The following is a 19290-nucleotide window of genomic DNA, read 5'->3' on the forward strand; positions in this document are numbered from 1 at the left end:
TATTTTTTATATTATATAAAGTCATTTATTTAAATTACGAAGACTATTACTCCATTCAATTACAGAAGCAAGAAAACTTTGTTTTGTCTTTGATTTATCTAAAACACTATATTTTGGACGTTGTGCAAAAGTAGGGTAATTATCGGTTTTTTCTAGTTTTATAACTTCTTGTTTTCCTGAAAGTCTTAAAATCTCTTTTGCGAAATCGTACCAAGTTGCCTCACCTTCATTACTATAGTGATAAATACCATAGTCACAAGAATTTATAAGAATCAAATCGAGAATAAATCTGGCAAGATCGTTGGCGTTCGTAGGAGTTCCTATCTCTGAACTTACTATCGTAAGTTTTTCTTCTATCTCTGACTTTTTTTTAATGGTTTTAAAAAAGTTATGCCCGAATTCTGAATACAACCAGGAGGTTCTAATGATAAAATATTTTTCAAGAGATTCTTGTATATGTTTTTCTCCTGCTAACTTGGATTTTCCATATTCATTAATTGGATTAGGAGTGTCCTTCTCTGTATAAGGACTTTCTTTCTTTCCGTCAAAAACATAATCCGTAGAAATATGAATTAATGTGGCGTTGTGTTCTTTACATACTTCAGCCAAATTTTTAGCTCCTTGGGAATTTACTAAAAAGGCTATTTCGGGATTTTTTTCTGCCTTATCGACATTAGTGTACGCCGCACAATTGATTACAAAATCAAACATATTGTTCACAAATAAACCTTGTATTTGATCACTATTAGTGATATCTAGTGCTGCTGAATTTGCAAAATACATGTTCAATTCTGGATAATCATCCCTTATCTTGTGTATACATTGTCCTAGTTGGCCATTGGATCCTGTTACCAAAACCCTTTTTTTAGGAAACTCTCTATCCATCTTTTAACTCTTTTAGATAAGGTAATACGTTATCCTTTTCTGATAATAAAATCTCTGATGGGTCTGTTTTCCAATCAATCTTAAGACTTGAGTCATTATATTTAACACCTAACTCTGAAGGTTTATGATAGTAATTATCACATTTGTAGGCAAAAATGGCAGTATCACTTAAAGTGATGAATCCATGCGCAAACCCCCTGGGAACAAAGAGTTGAAAGTTGTTTTTATCATTTAAAATAATAGAAAAATGCTTTCCGTAGGTTTGGGATTCTGGCCTTAAATCGACTGCTACATCTAGAACTTCTCCCAAAACTACTCTAACCAATTTTGTCTGCGCAAAATCTCCTGTTTGGAAATGTAATCCTCTTAATGTTCCTTTTGAAGAAATAGATTGATTATCCTGTACAAAATCTATTTGTAATCCTGTTTTTTCTAAAAATTGTTGGGAATTAAAACTTTCGAAAAATGAACCCCTTTGGTCTTCAAAAATTTTAGGTTTTATGATAAAACACCCTTCTATAAATGTTGGTTCGACTTCCATTCTTAATCTAATTGTAATAAATATTTACCATAACCGCTCTTTAAAAGGGGTTTTGCTAATTCATGAAGCTGTTTTTTGTTGATAAAACCTTTTTTATAGGCGATTTCTTCAATTGCTCCTATTTTAAGTCCCTGCCGTTCTTCGATTACCTGTACAAATTGAGAAGCTTGCATCAAAGAATTAAAAGTTCCTGTATCTAACCAGGCTGTACCTTTATCTAAAATGCTTACTTTAAGTTTTCCTTTTCCTAAATAAGCATTATTTACATCTGTGATTTCAAGTTCTCCTCTATCACTAGGCTTAATTTTCTTGGCTATTTCTACAACTTCATTATCATAAAAATAAATACCTGGTACAGCATAATTTGATTTTGGTTGTTTTGGTTTTTCTTCAATAGAAATTGCCTTTCCTTGATCATCAAAATCAACAACTCCATAACGCTCTGGATCTTGAACATGATACGCGTATATAATTCCGCCATCAGGATCATTATTATTTTCCAAGAGATTCTCTAAGCCAGAGCCATAAAAAATATTATCCCCTAATACCAATGCTACTTTATCCTTATCAATAAATTTTTCTCCAATAATAAACGCTTCGGCTAATCCATTGGGTTGATCTTGAACAGCGTATTCAAACCTACAACCATATTTTAACCCATCTCCTAAAAGCTTTTTAAAAAGTGGTAAATCTTGAGGTGTAGAAATAATAAGAATTTCACGAATTCCGGCAGATATTAAAGTCGATAGAGGATAATATATCATTGGTTTATCATACACTGGCATTAACTGTTTACTAATTGCCAATGTTAAAGGATGCAATCTTGTTCCTGAACCTCCTGCTAGTATTATTCCTTTCATTTTTTTAGTTTTTCAAAATCTAATGAAAAATACTTATTACAATAACTATCATTATATTTTATTAAATGAGTTGGTGTATTTATTTATATACCAAGCCACCGTTTTCTCTATCCCTGACTCAAAATTTTCATCTGCCTTCCACCCTAATTCATTTTCAATCTTAGAAGCATCAATTGCATATCGTAAATCGTGACCTGGTCTATCTTTAACAAAAGTAATAAGCTCTTTATATGATTTTTGGTTTTTTCTTGGTAGAAGATTATCTAACAATTCACAAATCTTTGCGGCTATATAATTATTGTTTCTCTCATTTCTACCTCCAATGTTATAAGTCTCACCAGAAAGTCCTGTATTATAAACAAGCTCAATACCCTTACAATGATCGAGGACATATAACCAATCTCTAATATTTTTACCATCTCCATAAATAGGGATGTTTTCCTCGGCTATTGCTTTTCTGATTATGGTTGGAATTAACTTTTCATCATGTTGTTTAGGTCCATAGTTATTAGAACAATTAGTAGTCACCACGTCTAGACCATAGGTGTGAAAGTAACTTCGAATAATAAAATCAGAAGAGGCTTTTGATGCGCTATAAGGGCTATTTGGTGCATAAGGTGTGGTTTCTTTAAACAATCCTGTTTTTCCCAATGTGCCATATACCTCATCAGTAGAAATGTGATGAAAACGACAACCACTGTATTCTTTTCTGTAAGAGTGAGGTGAGTCCATCCAATGGTTTCTCGCGACATCAATTAATTGGAAGGTTCCAAAAACATTAGTTTTTATAAACTCATCCGGGTTTTCGATAGAATTGTCAACATGGGACTCGGCAGCAAAATGAATAACTCCTCTAAAATCGTACTCTTTAAATAAAGATTCTATCAAAGATCTATTACAAATATCACCTTCTACGAAAGTATAATTATCATGTTTCTCAACCTCCGTTAAGTTTTTTAAATTCCCTGCATACGTAAGTTTATCAATATTCAATACATGAACATGAGGATTATTAAAAAGGAAATATGGTATAAAATTCGAACCAATAAAGCCTGCGCCACCAGTAATTAAAATGTTTTTCATAAACCTATAAAATATAAACTTGTAGTAAATCTATTTCTACACTTCTATTTTCTGTAAAAAGAATGTTAGCACACGAAATTTTTCAATCCTCACCTATGTATTATTCGTTGTAATATTTTTCGCTAGGTTGATTTTCTGTTTATTCCCTCTCATACCTATTCATTTAAAATTAGGCGAAGCCTTAAATTCTAGAACATATTTTTAACTCTTCATTAATTCTCATCTCTTTTTAGAGTTTCTTAGTAAAAGAAAATAACGATTAATCATTATTTACAAAATTATTAATCGATGAAAACAAATATCTTGAAAAGTAAAGCAAAGAAGTCAATCCTATGAGGATTAATGGTATTACTAGTAGATTTCTTTTCACCAACATCTTTCGCTTAGAAATAATATCATTGTGCTCTACGATCGTTAATATCTCTTTATTTAATTCCAAAAACTTTTCGTAATAGGAGATATTACTAATTAATGACTCTTTTCTTTTTAATAAAGATGATATAGTTGGAGTTTCAGACTCCGTTGCGAAAATATACTTATCTTCACTTGGGTTAGGGTTTTTACTTAAATTCGTTAAATAATCATTAACAAATTTCAATGACCCTTTACTCTGTTCTAAATTATTCTTAGTTTGCCTCAATTCAATATCCAACAACTTATTGTAATATTTATTCAGTTTCAATGATTCCAAAATCTTATCTGCAATCACAACATTTTCTGTATTATTATTTTCGAAACTAATAGTTAATTTGTGCTGTTTATAAAAATTCCTGTACTTTTTTTCTTTCAGTAATTTTTCATTATACCCTTCAATAAAAGATTCTTTGTCTTCTAACTTAGTTAAAACATCATCGGGTTGAATAATGGGTTCAAGGATAATTTTTCTTACATTTTTTACCTGCTCAACGCTCAATCCCAATTTATTAACGAAATTATTATCTTTAAAATTATCTTCTAAATCATTAATAAAATCATAAATATACTCTACCGAGTTATAATTTGGTTCGATAATAATTTCCTGAATAAAATCATTTTTTTTATCCAAATATTGATCTGATAAAAACCCTAATACAATACCAAGCACTCCAAGAACAAGAAATAACATGAATTTTTTCTTATAGAAGAAGACAACATCTACAATAAGTTTAAGGAATTTTCTAAAAAACTCTTTTACCATTCCAAAAAGTTGCATTAAATCTATCTCTTCGTTTTGATTTTCTTGACCCATTCTTATCGTTCTTTAAATATTTGTTCTATTATTTTTTCTGTAATTAAGTATGTAGGTTTAACCCCTGTTGTTCCCAATCCTCCTGAAGCTAATGTGCTTCCTGTTTCTAATGGATTATCTGATGCGTAATACGCGTACCGCACTTTTACCTTTGGACTAATACTGCCTCTTAATCTTGAAGCTGATTGAATCGCCTTTTGATAATGCGCTCCTTCCATTTCTAACCCAATTACATTCCAAGTAGAATCATGAAAAAATTTCAAAATATCACGGTTTTGAAGTGAAGTCCCTAAAACAGTAATCATGGCACCATCATAAATATCAATACCATGACCTTCAAGGTCTTTCTTTCTTAATTGATTTTTAAACGGATAATTATCGGCTGTACCTTCAAAAACATGTGCTGTTGGTATCATAATATCTCCTTTACCTCCTTCAAGAATCCCAGCTTTACCCATGATAGAAACCGACTTAACATTTACATGAGATTTTACCCCTTTCGCATTTACATAGGGTTTTAAAAGCTCATCCATAGTTTCATAAGCCTGCTCACCAAAAGCATAATCCATAACGATGATAACAGGTTTATCATCATCTTCTCGATCCGTAATCAGGTTTTCATATTCGCCATCTGTATATTTCGAGGTGTCAAATACTTGCACATTAATATTAGCGCCACTTTGATCATCGATATAGGTCATACCTTTTTGTAATGCCAATTTTTCAACCTTTGCTCTAAGCTTGTCATTTTTATTTTCGCTAAGCGATTCATAAAGATCAAACGTACTCTTATTTTTAAGCTCGACTTTTAAAGCAATAGGTGCGTATAACGCATTCATTACACTATGCATATTAGCACTAATGATATGTATAGGACGTTCTAATAAATTAAGTTCTTCTAATTTCTTCTTAATTGTATTTGACCAAATATCGCCATGAATATGATGACCTAATCTTTCTCTTAAGACTGGACTAAAGGTTACAATTCGTTTTTTATCTTCTATAGATTCTTCTATAGCCAATTTACCGAGCCAGTATATAATATGTAAAAATCGTTCTTTGTTTTCGGCACATGAAAAACTTTCGTAAATAGATCTAACCTCTTCAAAAGTACGACCAAGGATATTAGCCGTATGGGTTAATGCCACTTCTCTTTCGGCTTTGGTAAGCTCTTCTTTGGATAATACTGCTTTCTCTAATTTTTCCCAATCTCGAGTAACATTACCTTCCTCATTAATCACAACACGATTCATGATTTTGTGAGACTCTATAAATAAAAAAGTAAGGTGAGTAAGAATATCATAAATTTCAGACCGACCTCGAGTAATCTCTATGTTCATCTGTTCCTCATCAATACGGTAACAGTTTCTTCGTCTTTTTGGTGGTACTATTGGCTTAAAATGAGAGTTTTTATAGCCTTCATCGCTGGTTAAGTTGATATATCGACACTCCTCGATACCAATTGGTAGTCGATCTATCACGTATAATAATCCGTTAAGTTCTACTTTTTCTTCAGCCACAGAACCATATATTTCTGGTCTAAGAATAAGCAATGCTTCTCTTAGTGTATCCCCAGAAACTCCCATAGGTTTATAAAAACCACGATTGAATAGATGACGCATAGTAATATACATACGTTCTATTGCACTTGAGCTTTCTTGTGCTCTTGTTCTTCCTTGTGTTATAAAATCTGCCATAAATTTTTCGGAACAAATATAGTTTATTTGTCTATCATAACAGAAAGGGCATCTGCAATATTTCTATCGTTAGAAAGTCTTGGTAGTTTATTTTGCCCACCCAATTTGCCTATAGATTTCATATAATTCTTAAAACCATCTTTTGGAATCGTTGTAATCCTTAGCCTGCTAAGTATCTTTCCATCAATTAAATCATCATAATACGTATTTTGATTACGCAATGATTTGTCGATTGCCAAAGCGAGTTTTTCTATACCTTCTGGCGGTTCATTAAATTCGATAAACCACTCATGATAAGGCAATTCACCTTCTTTTGGGTTTACTTGCGGAGCTACTGTAAAATCATTTACAATAACGCCAATTTCATCTGCTCCTTCTTTAAGCGCCTGATCTACTTCCTTACCAATTACATGTTCTCCAAAGGCAGAAATAAAATGTTTAATTCTTCCTGACACTATTACTCTGTATGGTGATGTGCTTGTAAATTGAACAGTATCACCAATATTATAAGCCCATAATCCTGCATTGGTAGAAACCAACATTACATAATTTACACCTATTTCTACTTGTCCAATAGTTAAACGCTCAGGGTTTTCTTCAAAAAAAGTGTCTGCTTTTACAAATTCATAAAACATTCCAGAATCTAATTGCAGTAACATTCCTTTTTCTTTCTGGCTATCTTGAAAAGCAAAAAAACCTTCAGATGCAGGATACAATTCTATCCCAACTACTTTTCTTCCGATCAGTTTCTCAAACGTGCTTTTATAGGGTTCAAAATTTACACCTCCATAAATAAATAGCTCAAACCCTTTGAATAGTTCACCTACTTTTTTATTTGTTTTTTGCTGAAGTCTTTCAAAATACATTTGCACCCATGGCGGAATACCACTAATAATACTCATATCCTGATCTACAGTTTCTTCAACAATGGCGTCTACTTTCTTTTCCCAATCTTCAATACAATTGGTTTCCCAGCTTGGCATTCGATTTCTTTGAAGATATTTTGGAACATAATGTGCTACAATTCCTGATAAACGACCCAGTTTTACTCCATTCTTCTCTGTCATCTCTGGACTGCCTTGAAGAAATATCATCTTGCCATCAACAAACTTAGTTTTTCCTGTCTCATCTATATAACACAAAATAGCATTACGAGCTGCGCGTATATGATTTGGCATAGATTCTTTGGTAAGAGGTATATATTTAGCCCCACTCGTAGTACCTGAGGTTTTGGCAAAATATAATGGTTTTCCTGGCCAAAGTATATCACTCTCACCTTCCACAACACGGTTTACATATGATTTTAATTCTTCATAATCGCGTATAGGAACATGGTCTGCAAAATCAGAAAAAGTCCTAATGTTTTTAAAATTGTGGTCCTCTCCAAACGCTGTATGCGCAGCACTTGTAATTAAGTTTTCAAATACAAGCTGTTGTGTTTTTACCGGGTTTGCTGCCCATTTATCAATTTTTTTACGAATTCGTTTGGCAAAAATCTTAGCTCCTAGTGCTTTTAAAGACATAATTATTGTTCAAAATCAATAAAATTTGTTGGGTCTGTAGGATACCCATCCCTCCATAATTCAAAATGCAAGTGAGGTCCTGTCGAAAGCTCTCCTGTAGATCCTGCCGTAGCAATCACTTCTCCTGCTTTAACTCGCTCTCCTTGCTGTTTTGTTAATGAAGCATTATGTTTATACGTAGTAAGTAGGTTGTTATTATGTTTAAGGATAATAACATAGCCAGTTTCGGCAGTCCATTCAGAAAAAATCACAGTTCCTGAAGAAGCCGCTTTTATGGGTGTATCTTTAGGTACCGCCACATCTATCCCGTAATGTTTTTCGTTTGCATTATACCCAGAAGTAATATTACCTTTTACTGGCGGAAATAATGAAAAATCAGAATTTGTTTTTTCGCTTTCAAACAAACTGTATTTATCTTCTTTAGAAACTTCTTCTCTAAGTTTAATATCTTGATCCGATGGGCTTAAATCTACCTCTTCGGGATTTAATTTTTGTGATTGCACGGCAGAATCAATATCGAACTCTACAGTTTTTACATCTCCCGTCAATACTTTCTTTATAGAATTATAATATTCTTGATTTAGGCCTATTCTTGACTCTAAAGAATCTGTTGTAGCCACTAGTCTTGTGGCTCTAAGATTTAAAGAAGTAGACGAGTATCCTGGTATATATTCTCTTAGTGGTGTAAAAGCAATCAAAAAAGTGGTTCCTGAGACCAGAACAATCGAAGTAATCATAACCAATACAAAAACATTAAGCCTGTTCAGTTTAAAAGATATCCGTTCCTCAAAAGTGTCCTCATTAAGGATAACCAAGCGATACTTATTAAGCAGCTTTTTTGTAATTCTCTTTTGTTCTTTTTTCTTTTTAGCCATAAATGAAAAGCAAATATAAGCAATCTACCAATATCAAAACACAACGTTTTTGACATATAAATCGTTTATTTACTACCTTAATAATATCATAAAAAGAGTTCTTTTCTCATTTTAAATACCCTCTAAAACCTTGATTTACTGAAACGTTATTGTTTTCTGGTATCGTTAAAGATTATTTAAATGGTGCGGATTTAATGATTTCTTGCTAACTTTGCATCTTAATAGTTTAAGATCATGATAGTATCAAGTATATTTTTAGGAATGATTGGCCCATGGCAAATTGCTTTAATTGTAATCATCGTATTGCTTTTATTTGGAGGAAAAAAAATCCCTGAATTAATGAGAGGCCTGGGAAGTGGTATAAAAGAATTTAAGGATGCATCTAAGGAAGAAGAAGATCCTAAAATTGATGAGAAAAAATAATTTCTTATTGTAAATAATATAAAAAAACCCAACTCGACTGAGTTGGGTTTTTCTGTTTTAGTCTATTAGTGAAAGTTGGATTCTTTTCCTATTGATATCTACTTCAATTACAGTTACCATGAGATGTTGATGCAGCTGTACTACAGCATTTACATCACTAATATATTCGTTTGCTAATTTAGAGATGTGTATTAAACCGCTTTCTTTAACTCCAATATCTACAAAACATCCAAAATTAGTGATGTTATTTACAATACCAGGTAGTTTCATCCCCGCCCTAACATCTTGGATCGTTTTTACATTAGGGTCAAATTCAAAAACTGTTACTTTTTTCCTAGGGTCTACCCCTGGTTTTTCCAATTCTTTAACGATGTCTGTCAAAGTAGGAAGACCTACCTCATCTGTAATATAATGCTGGAGCTTTATTTTTGTGATAGCCTCTTTGTTTCCTATTAAATCAATTACGGGTACACCAGCGTCCTTAGCCATTTTTGAAACCAAGGTGTATCGTTCTGGATGCACGGCAGAGTTATCAAGTGGGTTTTTAGGACTAGTAATTCTAAGAAAAGCTGCAGCTTGCTCAAATGCTTTCCCTCCCAATCTTGGTACTTTCTTGAGTTCATTACGAGATTGTAGCGCTCCATTTTCTGACCGATAGGCTACAATATTTTCTGCAAGTTTTTCGCCAATACCAGAAACATAACTTAATAAGGGAACACTAGCGGTATTTACATTTATCCCTACACTATTTACACAACTCATCACTACGGTATCAAGCTCGTTTTTAAGTTTTGTTTGATCTACATCATGTTGATATTGACCTACTCCTATAGCTTTGGGATCAATTTTTACCAATTCTGCCAAAGGATCAGCCAATCGCCTTCCTATAGAAACAGCCCCCCTAACCGTAACATCATAATTTGGAAATTCGGCCCGTGCAACCTTTGATGCAGAATAAACAGAGGCTCCACTTTCATTAACCATAAATACTTGAATGGGGTTGTCAAAAGGTATTTTTTTAATAAATGCTTCGGTTTCTCTAGCAGCCGTTCCGTTTCCTATTCCAATAGCTTCAATTTTATAGGCATTTACTAAAGATCTAATTTTTTTAATAGCGCCCGTCGTTTCTCGTTGTGGTGGATGTGGGTAGATATTCTCATTATGCAACAAATCACCCTGCTTATCTAAGCATACCACCTTACATCCAGATTTAAAACCAGGATCCAAAGCTAAAATTCGTTTTTGACCAAGAGGTGAGGCTAGTAATAGTTGCTTTAAGTTTTGCGCAAATACTTTAATTGCATTATCATCAGCTTTTTCTTTAGATTGATTAAGTATTTCTGTAGAAATTGCGGGAGTTAATAATCTTTTATAGGCATCAGAAATTGCCAAAAACATATGATCTGTACATGCTTCTACATTTGTTCTAATCATTACATCATCAAGAATATCTAAAGCATCTCCTTCAGGAACAGCGATTTTTACTCTAACGATCTTTTCATTTTCGGCTCTTAAAATAGCCAACAAACGATGTGATGGGCATTTGTGTAAAGGTTCTTCCCAATCAAAATACTGTTGATATTTCTGGGCATCATCATCATCCTTTTTGGTTTTAATTACTGTAGAACGTATACTGGCTTTTCTTTGGAACAGTCTTCTTAATCTATTTCGGATTTTCTCATCTTCATTAATCCATTCGGCAATAATATCTCTAGCCCCTTGTAGCGCTAATTCTTCTGTGGTAATTGTGTCGTTAAGGTATTGCGATGCTACAAAAAGGATTTCTTCTTCTCTTTGCTGCAAAATAACTTTGGCCAATGGTTCAAGCCCCTGTTCCTTAGCAACACTGGCTTTGGTTTTACGCTTCTTCTTATAAGGCAAATACAAATCCTCGACTTGAGTTAAGGTTTCTGCATTTCGAATCTTTCGTTCCAAATCAGGTGTTAAAACATCTTGTTCTTTAATAACACCTAAAACACTCTCTTTTCTTTTTTCTAAAGCTTCAAAAACAGCTTTATACTTTACAATTTCACCAATAGCAACCTCATCCAAATCACCAGTCATCTCTTTACGATATCTGGATATAAATGGGATTGTAGCCCCATCATCCAACAGAGCAACGGTTTTTGTAATCTGCTTTTCAGAGACAGGAATATATTTAGCGATAAAAGAAACTGTATTCATGTACTTGTTTTTAGAATCGCTAAATATATTACAAAATTCTAATTTGGATTTATATTTTTTATGATATGCATTTTAGAAATCAAAGTGCCATCACTTCCCATTCCTTCAATAAAGAGGCTAATGTTTTCTAAGCCAGTATTAGGAATGGTAAAAGTTGCTACACCTTGTTGGTTAAAATCCAACCTGGGTTGCCAATGTATTGCGCCATAGCTTACAAAAAAAGGATCTAGATAATTAGCATATCCTGGATTATAAAACTCTTTTACAGGTTCAAACCCTTTTGTAAACTCATACTCCGTATAGTTTCTATCCGGCTCTCTTGTTCTAATTAAAGGAAATCTTCTGGTGTATATTCGTATTGATCCTCCTCCACCTCTTGAACCTACTCCATGCCCTATATGATCTGTATAGATTTTATCTACATCGGCCAATCTTAGATCTGATAGAATACCAACATTTTCACTATTAAGTTGAAAGTCATCCAAAAAAATTGTAACGGGTACTGGGCCAGAAAAGGATGCTTTACGAGATGTTACTCTCAAGTTTATTGGATTATTTCGATCTGTAATGACGTACTTTCCTGTAAAAAACAAATAATCTACTATACTAAAAAATCTCTCTGCCATATCAAGTGTAACTTCTTTTGCGTTAAGATCGTAATATTTTGGTATTTGTATTCTACTTGTTTTTTTAATCTTTTTTTGATTGTTGCCAGTTACTTCTACAGCATCTAATACCTGAACATCTGTTAAAAAATCAAATGGAACCGTGGTCCTGTTTTGAATTTTATTGATATTCTCATTTCCTATCTCTGGGAATGTGTTTCTAAATGGTCTTTTAACTCTATCCGATTGCACCTGCAGGTACACTCCGGGTTTCTTAAAACCACCCTTAGTCTTAATACCAGAGATTTTTATCTTCTCGCCTCGTTCTGGGAAGAAATTAGCAATTTCAAAACTGTTATCAGATGCTAATGCTATCAACTTAGCACTATTATTTGTGCTGGGATACAGATATACCTGATCCATAACATCACTTTTCTTGTCCTGTATCCTTCCGGTAATCTTAAAGCCTTGATTAAAATTGTATAACGGTTTTGGTTCTGTATTAAAAATATCTCGCCATTGGTATTTACTCCACCCTTGTGTAATCAATAACAGGTCTAAATCGTATTTCTTCTTTCTGTCTACATCCGTAAAATAGTGCTTTTCATTCTCTATAAAGCCTTTTATGTATGGGCGTAATAACATAGCTGATTGTATATTATCAGAATGATTATAAGAAACTGTTTCTGATGGTAATGTAGAAATACTTACATCATAGGTTTTACCTACTTGATTAGGAATCTCTATAGCTACAGATAAGGAATCCTTTGTAGTCCTATCTACTGTAACACCCAAGCTCTCTATGCCGATATCTACTGGGTTAAATAGTAATCGCTCTACTACTGGGTCATTATCCTTAAACAACGTGAGCGTATTCATCCCTGGATATAGATCAGATCGCTTTAAAGAAATCTTTTTCTTTAATTCTTTACCTTTGAAATCTACCTTTATCTTCTTTGATAAATGATTTTTAAGTACTAATATCGAGTATGACTCTTTTTTAAGTGTCGCTAATGTGGCAGTATTTGTATTTAACTCTATGGCTACCTCGTCTTCGATAAGGTTATTAATACTTATGCTAATTCCTTTTCTGTCTATCCTTGGAAACTCTCCTGTAATCTCTCTACCATCTCTAAGTTTGATAATTGCTGTATATTTTTTTCCTGGTTGTGGTGTTATATTAAACTTGCCCAAACCTAAAGTATTAGAACTAAAAGATGTAATCTCATTACCCAATTCATCTTGGACTATACCGTGCTCAAAGGCTACGCCATACCCTTGATTATTGATCAATTTAAAGCCTATCGTATTAAAGGTATTAGAAACTAAATGACCTCCTTCTGGCAATAACTGAAAATCATAAACTAAACCTTTTTGTGATACTTTTTCAGTTATAGAATCTTTAATAATTTTTATTCTCTTGGTATACGATTCATCTTCCTTAAAATTATTCATCCAATTGGTAGAAATTCTCATATAATAATCACCACTTTGCAGCGTAGAATCTATTTTAATATTACCATGAACACTACCTTGATGACCCAAAAATTGGCCATCATATACCTCTTTTCCGGATGTGTCAAAAAGCGCTACAGTAAAATTGGTAGAGTTTACTGCTGCCAGATTATTTTGTCGATCATATACATACCCTTTAAACCAAATCTCTTCGCCATTAATATAAGTGTCCTTGTTTACGTGCAAGTACAAAGTCTCCCGGGGCAAATTAAAATAATTCGCATTGGCGACTCCTGGTGAAATATCAGAATTGGTCTGTGCAAATGATATGGATGGAAATAAAAATAAGATCAGAATTTTGGAAAGATGTTTCATAAGAAATGTGAATTAAAATTAGTTACTAAACAAAGAAACCCCATTTAATGAACACGTATAATGCTCAAAAAAATGGGGCTTATGTGATTAATTAGATATCAAAAATTATACCATTATCCTACTAAAATAGTAGGAAATGCAATTTCATCATATTCTAATTAGGTATTATCTTTTTTATATTATGAGTTTTAGAAATCAAGTTACCATCGTTGTCCATACCTTCAATAAAAAGAGTAATGTTTTCTATACCTGTATTGGGGATTTTAAAAGTCGCCACTCCTAGTTCGTTAAAATTCAATTTAGGTTGCCAATCAATAGCTCCGTAACTCACAAAAAATGGATCTAGGTAATTAGAATAACCAGGGTTATAAAACTCTTTTACGGGTTCAAATCCTTTTTCAAGTTCATACTCTAGGTACTCTTTGTCTGTGGTTCGGGTTCTGACTAAAGGAAATCTTCTAGAGTAAATTCGTATCGATCCACCACGTCCCCCTCTAGAACCTGCAGCATAACTAGTCTTATCCATATAAATCCTATCCACATCTTGTGTTCTATAATCCCATAGAATACCTAAATCAGATAATAGTATATCATCTAGGTATACTGCAACAGGCATTGGTTGCTCTACTACCTTAGCCTCAGATGTCTCCAATTGTCCACTCCCACTGTTAAGCGAAGGAAGCCCTAGTGCAATCACACTAATAGGAACAATAGCTATATCTACAGGGCTCTGATTGATTACTCTAAATTTTCGTGTCGATGCGATATAATCTAATATCGAAAAATACTGTTCTGCTTTCTCTAAAGTAATTTTCTTTGAATTTAACGCAAAGTATTTTGGTATTGTAATACGACTTGTGTTTTCTATTTCTTTTTGAGTACTTCCCTTTATTTCTACAGCATCCAATTCTTGTACATTTGCTAAGAAATCAAACGGAACGGTAGTTTTGTTTTCTGCTTTTTGAGTAAATCGTCTTTCTGCTTCTGGAAATGTATTCAAAAAAGATTTATGTATTCTTTCTGATTGTACTTGTAAGTATACCTTATATTTTTTAAAATCACCTTTTGCATTAACTCCAGAAACTTTAAGTTTTTCTCCTTTTTCTGGAAAAAAGTTATCAATCTCAAAAGTATTGTTGTTTACTTCAACCAGCTTTGCTTCATTATTAACAGTAGGAAAGAAATAAATCTTATCGACCTGTTTTCTTTTTTTATCTTGTATTTTTCCTGTGATCTTAAAACCCTGATTGAAATTATAACTAACATCGGGCTTGCTTTTAAAAATATTCTCCCACTTATACTTACTCCACCCTTGAGTGATCAATAATAAATCTAAATCATAAACCTTTTCTCGGTCTAAAGCTTTAAAGTATCTTTTTTCATTTTCTATATAACCTTTTACATAAGGTCTGAGCATAATAGCCGATTGTATGTTATCCGAATGGTTATAAGACAACGTACCCGATGGTAATGTAGATACACTTATATCATACGTCTTACTTGCATTGTACGGGATCCTTAAAGCAACCGACAAAGAGTCTCTTTCAACACTTGTCAACTTAATATCTATATTTTTTACACTTGTATCGACTGGATTATATAATACCCGCTCTACCAATGGATCATTATCCTTAAATAACGTTATCGTATTCACACCAGCATACAAACCAGAACGCTTTATTAAAATCGTTTTCTTTAATTCATCAATCCCAAAGTATATTTTCATCTTCTTAGAGAGATGATTCTTCCGGATAACTAATGTATACTTATCTTGTTGTAACTCTTTTATAGTTGCCGTATTGGTGTTGAACTGCATTGCCACCTGATCTTCAAGTAGGTTATTGACACTTACGCTAATTCCTTTTTTTTCAATCTTCGGAAAACTCCTTTCAATTTCACTACCATCTTTAAGCCTGATTAAAGCTCTATACTGCTTCTCTGGTATCGGAGTGATATTAAATTTACCTATACCTACAGCGTTAGATGAAAAAGTAGTCACTTCATTACCAGATTCATCTTGGATTACACCTTGATCAAATGCAACCCCATAGCCTTGATTATTAATCAACTTGAAACCAATAGTATTGAAAGTATTAGACACTACATGTCCTCCTTCTGGAAGTAACTGAAAATCATATTGCCTATCTTTATTATTCGTTACTGGGAGCAACGTATCTTTAATAATATTTATCTTTTTGGTATAGGATTCATTCTCTACAAAATTATGCATCCAATGTGTAGAAGCTCTTATATAATAAGCCCCACTATTCCATGTAGAATCTATCTGTATATTACCCTGAAAGCTACCTTTATTACCAAGAAAAACACCATCAAATACTTCGTTGCCTTCTTGATCAAATACCTCAACCTCAAAATTAGTAGATATTATTGACGGAAGATTGTTTTGACGGTCGTACACATACCCCTTAAACCAAATCTCCTCACCTGCAATATAGGTGCTTTTGTTAACATGAAGATATAGAGTTTCTCTAGGGACTTGAAAATAAGATGCATTTGCTTCTTCTATGGTGGGTACGCTATCTTGATGTTGACCAAGGATAGGATAGGAAATAAAAAGTAAAGCCAAAAACTGAAGTAAATGGTTTTTCATAAAATTTGTTAGTTAGTGAGTTGATTATCAAAAAACACCTTATTAGCAGTATTTAAAAATACTTAAAAAACAAGGTGAAATCTCCCCATAAATTCACAAAAATTATACCGATTAAGCAGTTATTTCGTTAATCTTTTGCCAATATCTCTAATCAAACTTAATGGTTTTCATAATAGCCTCAAGTTCAAACATATTGTCTCTTTTATTAACTGAAGGAGCAAAAACAAAACCTTCTAAAACCAATAGTCTATTATTTACTTCGTCTTCGATCACATAATTTACAAATGGGCCTGCCATAAAACGATCCTTGATTTCCCAAGTTCCTTTGGTTTCGAAAGTGAATCTACCATCTAGTTTAGTTTCATATAAATAAGGAGCATAGGCCGCTTCGGTAACAAAGTGTCCTACTTCTTCGGTAGGAATCTTCACTTTTCCAATAGAATCTCTCATTTTTATAATACTAGAAACGGTATTAGAATCTTTGGACACTATTCCCATAGGAAGTTCATAAATCATCAGATTCATACTACCATGCTGAATATCTTTGCGAATCCAAAAAAACTTATCTTCTTCTATAGCTACACGATAAGCGGTAGGAATACTTAACTTAACTCCTAGTTTTTGAGGTAATTGAGGAATTTTTTCTAACGACTTTCTAATTCGTTTTTGTTTTTCTCGAGTTTCTGCCAATTTATATTTTGAAACGATCGTTTCGTGATTATCATGGATTAAGGAAATAATTTCATCTTCGGTTTTACCAGAAATTACTGCACCCACCTGTGGTGTTGCATATTTATTGTTTAGCATCTGTAAATTATTCTTATCTCCCTTTCGAACATATAAGAACGTACGGTTTTTTCTTGCCAATCCAGAAAAGGCCCTTTTTGGCATTTGCCTCATAGAAAACAAAGGTTCTTCTTGAGGTAACCCAGGAACTTCGGCTCCAAAATATTTACGAACAGTATCTCCTACTCTACCTTTCCATAGCTCGTTATCCATTATTACAGAAAGTTCGTTTATTTTACCCACCGAGTGCGCCATAGCGCCTCTTGGTTTTTTGTTTTTTTCCTTTTTTGGCTCGGTGCAGCTCACCACACAAAGCAAGCAAACAATTGCAAGAGATAATTTTTTCATAAGAGACTATTTGCGGTTATGATTTAGAAAGTTTCAATTTCATACCTGGTTTTATACCGCTACCGCTAATATCGTTCCAATTTTTAAGATTTTCGACAGATATGCCTTTAAATTTTTGTGAAATGCTCCATAACGTATCTCCAGATTTAACCGTATACATTTCCGAAGAAGTATTAGTAGTAGCTAGTTTTGTAACTACTTTACTAGTTTTCTTGGCTTTTGGAGATACATTTACAATCGGTTTTCTTGGATAAATAGTTAGCCTTCTACCTATTTTCAAGTTGTTACTTCGTAATCCATTCCACTTTTTGATTTGACTTACTCTTACTCCATATTTTCTGGCAATTTTACCCAGATAATCACCGCTACGTACACGGTATCTAATTCTATCATTAGCTTCAAAATACTTAGGCAAAGGTTTTTCTCTTTTATCAAATTCTGCTTTGGCTAGTGTATAAATTTTATCCTCATTAGCCACAAATGATCCTATTTTATCCAATGGCAAACGCAATACATAATCTTCATCTTTGATGTACGGAATAATATCTAATTTATAAGAAGGGTTGAGAAATTGTAACTCTTCAATATCAATATTCATGTATTCTGACACTTGATCGAGCGTAATCATTTGTTTAACCTTGATTGTATCGGTTTCGAAATAAGCAAACTCAGGCTTTTTAGGTTCAAAACCATGCTTGTCTGCATATTCGAAAATGTACATCGTTGCCAAAAATGCAGGTAAATATCCTGCAGTCTCTCTGGGAAGATTATGTCTTATATTCCAATAATTTGTATATCCACCACTACGACGAATTGCCTTAGTAACGTTACCTGGTCCAGAATTATATGATGCTAATGCCAAGTCCCAATCACCAAATACCTTATACAATTTAGCTAAGTATTTGCAAGCTGCTTTTGTAGCCATAATAGGATCCATACGTTCATCGACATACGAGCTCACCTCTAAACCAAACATTTTACCCGTACCAAACATAAATTGCCATAGACCAGTTGCTCCTACTCTTGATTTTGCTCTTGGTTTTAAAGCAGATTCTACAATGGCAAGGTACTTTATCTCTAAGGGGATATTTTGATTATCTAATTCTTGTTCGAAAAGAGGGAAATAAAATTCGCTCAGTGCCATTAACCTTCCTAAATGTTCGTGACGATTTTTTAGATAATTCTTTATTACGCTTTCTAAAGATGCATTGTATTCTACGTTAAAAGGCGTTCTAGCATTGAGTTCTGCTAGTCTGGCTTTTAAAGTATCGGTAGGAAGGTCTACAAATTCTACCGGTTTATATTCTAATTCTGTAACCGATTTATAAATAGTATCAAAAAGAGTCGAGTTGTATAACTCTTGTTTCCAAAGTGAATCCAGCTCAGACATTTTGGGATGATCATTAGCTAAATATATCACGCTATCTTTTACACTAGTAGAAGTTACTGTAGTTGTCTGTAACTCGGTAACGGTCCTAATTACTTTGGTAGTATCGACCACCTGAACAGTATCTTGTTTAAGATCCAAAGTTCTTTCTAAAACAATTTGTTTGGTATCATTATTATTAGAAGTATTGGTAGTTACTGTTTCTTGAGCAAATAATGAAAAGGAAACAACTAGAAAAGAAAGCAATAATACATACCTATTTTTCATCTTGTGAACGATTTACTGTTTAGTTTATAATTGATTTAGGAACTATTGGGGTAAAAAGTACTGTTTTTAACATGTTATCAACAATATCTGAGCGAAAATCGCATTTTTTTTCTAAAATGCAAAAGATCAACACGTTAAAAACGCATAAAAACCGGTT

Annotated in this window: 14 protein-coding genes; 1 reads left to right on the top strand and 13 read right to left on the bottom strand. The window is 33.2% G+C overall.

The window, feature by feature from the left end; genetic code table 11:
- Nucleotides 1-21: 21 nt before the first annotated feature.
- The 8 genes from rfbD to DK508_RS17220 form a co-directional block, all read right to left on the bottom strand.
- A complete protein-coding gene (gene rfbD / locus DK508_RS17185) occupies nucleotides 22-885 on the bottom strand; it encodes a dTDP-4-dehydrorhamnose reductase (RefSeq protein WP_109302022.1) in 864 nt (287 codons plus the stop codon).
- Nucleotides 878-1426: a dTDP-4-dehydrorhamnose 3,5-epimerase gene (rfbC, locus tag DK508_RS17190; RefSeq protein ID WP_109302023.1), complete on the bottom strand. Its 549-nt coding sequence runs from the start codon at nucleotides 1424-1426 to the stop codon at nucleotides 878-880. The genes rfbD and rfbC overlap by 8 nt, the downstream gene beginning before the upstream one ends.
- A 2-nt stretch (nucleotides 1427-1428) precedes the next feature.
- Nucleotides 1429-2286, bottom strand: coding sequence for a glucose-1-phosphate thymidylyltransferase RfbA (gene rfbA, locus DK508_RS17195; RefSeq protein ID WP_109302024.1), 858 nt, complete (start codon nucleotides 2284-2286; stop codon nucleotides 1429-1431).
- A gap of 51 nt (nucleotides 2287-2337) precedes the next feature.
- Nucleotides 2338-3369: a dTDP-glucose 4,6-dehydratase gene (gene rfbB / locus DK508_RS17200; protein WP_109302025.1), complete on the bottom strand. Its 1032-nt coding sequence runs from the start codon at nucleotides 3367-3369 to the stop codon at nucleotides 2338-2340.
- A 259-nt stretch (nucleotides 3370-3628) separates the two neighbouring features.
- On the bottom strand, nucleotides 3629-4597 hold the full coding sequence (locus DK508_RS17205; RefSeq protein ID WP_109302026.1) for a hypothetical protein: 969 nt from the start codon (nucleotides 4595-4597) through the stop codon (nucleotides 3629-3631).
- A gap of 2 nt (nucleotides 4598-4599) precedes the next feature.
- Entirely contained in the window at nucleotides 4600-6294 is a 1695-nt protein-coding gene (locus DK508_RS17210; RefSeq protein ID WP_109302027.1) for a hypothetical protein, read from the bottom strand.
- A gap of 23 nt (nucleotides 6295-6317) precedes the next feature.
- A complete protein-coding gene (locus DK508_RS17215) occupies nucleotides 6318-7817 on the bottom strand; it encodes a GH3 auxin-responsive promoter family protein (RefSeq protein ID WP_109302028.1) in 1500 nt (499 codons plus the stop codon).
- A 2-nt stretch (nucleotides 7818-7819) separates the two neighbouring features.
- Nucleotides 7820-8692 (bottom strand): M23 family metallopeptidase, encoded by an 873-nt coding sequence (locus tag DK508_RS17220; RefSeq protein WP_109302029.1) that lies wholly within the window; start codon nucleotides 8690-8692, stop codon nucleotides 7820-7822.
- Between the two features lie 234 nt (nucleotides 8693-8926).
- On the opposite strand from DK508_RS17220, the gene DK508_RS17225 reads away from it, so the two are divergent.
- A complete protein-coding gene (locus DK508_RS17225; RefSeq protein ID WP_109302030.1) occupies nucleotides 8927-9115 on the top strand; it encodes a twin-arginine translocase TatA/TatE family subunit in 189 nt (62 codons plus the stop codon).
- 57 nt (nucleotides 9116-9172) lie between these two features.
- Here the strand turns inward: DK508_RS17225 and DK508_RS17230 are convergent, their stop codons facing one another.
- The 5 genes from DK508_RS17230 to DK508_RS17250 form a co-directional block, all read right to left on the bottom strand.
- The gene (locus tag DK508_RS17230) at nucleotides 9173-11299 is read right to left on the bottom strand and encodes a Tex family protein (protein ID WP_109302031.1); all 2127 of its coding nucleotides are present in this window, start codon (nucleotides 11297-11299) and stop codon (nucleotides 9173-9175) included.
- A gap of 38 nt (nucleotides 11300-11337) precedes the next feature.
- Nucleotides 11338-13734, bottom strand: coding sequence for a hypothetical protein (locus DK508_RS17235; protein WP_109302032.1), 2397 nt, complete (start codon nucleotides 13732-13734; stop codon nucleotides 11338-11340).
- Between the two features lie 154 nt (nucleotides 13735-13888).
- Complete coding sequence (locus DK508_RS17240) at nucleotides 13889-16345, bottom strand: hypothetical protein (protein ID WP_109302033.1); 2457 nt, start codon at nucleotides 16343-16345, stop codon at nucleotides 13889-13891.
- Nucleotides 16346-16492: 147 nt separating this feature from the next.
- Nucleotides 16493-17479: a DUF4837 family protein gene (locus tag DK508_RS17245; RefSeq protein WP_109302034.1), complete on the bottom strand. Its 987-nt coding sequence runs from the start codon at nucleotides 17477-17479 to the stop codon at nucleotides 16493-16495.
- A gap of 16 nt (nucleotides 17480-17495) precedes the next feature.
- Nucleotides 17496-19133 (bottom strand): LysM peptidoglycan-binding domain-containing protein, encoded by a 1638-nt coding sequence (locus DK508_RS17250; protein ID WP_109302035.1) that lies wholly within the window; start codon nucleotides 19131-19133, stop codon nucleotides 17496-17498.
- Nucleotides 19134-19290 lie beyond the last annotated feature (157 nt).

This window comes from Aquimarina sp. AU474 (assembly GCF_900312815.1).
Classification (GTDB): Bacteria; Bacteroidota; Bacteroidia; order Flavobacteriales; family Flavobacteriaceae; genus Aquimarina.

Coding starts and splice junctions, on each gene's coding strand:
- DK508_RS17225 (WP_109302030.1), top strand. CDS start 8,927: ATGATAGTATCAAGTATATTTTTAGGAATGATTGGCCCATGGCAAATT.
- DK508_RS17245 (WP_109302034.1), bottom strand. CDS start 17,479: ATGAAAAAATTATCTCTTGCAATTGTTTGCTTGCTTTGTGTGGTGAGC.
- DK508_RS17240 (WP_109302033.1), bottom strand. CDS start 16,345: ATGAAAAACCATTTACTTCAGTTTTTGGCTTTACTTTTTATTTCCTAT.
- DK508_RS17210 (WP_109302027.1), bottom strand. CDS start 6,294: ATGGCAGATTTTATAACACAAGGAAGAACAAGAGCACAAGAAAGCTCA.
- DK508_RS17215 (WP_109302028.1), bottom strand. CDS start 7,817: ATGTCTTTAAAAGCACTAGGAGCTAAGATTTTTGCCAAACGAATTCGT.
- DK508_RS17220 (WP_109302029.1), bottom strand. CDS start 8,692: ATGGCTAAAAAGAAAAAAGAACAAAAGAGAATTACAAAAAAGCTGCTT.
- rfbB (WP_109302025.1), bottom strand. CDS start 3,369: ATGAAAAACATTTTAATTACTGGTGGCGCAGGCTTTATTGGTTCGAAT.
- DK508_RS17250 (WP_109302035.1), bottom strand. CDS start 19,133: ATGAAAAATAGGTATGTATTATTGCTTTCTTTTCTAGTTGTTTCCTTT.
- rfbA (WP_109302024.1), bottom strand. CDS start 2,286: ATGAAAGGAATAATACTAGCAGGAGGTTCAGGAACAAGATTGCATCCT.
- DK508_RS17205 (WP_109302026.1), bottom strand. CDS start 4,597: ATGGGTCAAGAAAATCAAAACGAAGAGATAGATTTAATGCAACTTTTT.
- DK508_RS17235 (WP_109302032.1), bottom strand. CDS start 13,734: ATGAAACATCTTTCCAAAATTCTGATCTTATTTTTATTTCCATCCATA.
- rfbD (WP_109302022.1), bottom strand. CDS start 885: ATGGATAGAGAGTTTCCTAAAAAAAGGGTTTTGGTAACAGGATCCAAT.
- DK508_RS17230 (WP_109302031.1), bottom strand. CDS start 11,299: ATGAATACAGTTTCTTTTATCGCTAAATATATTCCTGTCTCTGAAAAG.
- rfbC (WP_109302023.1), bottom strand. CDS start 1,426: ATGGAAGTCGAACCAACATTTATAGAAGGGTGTTTTATCATAAAACCT.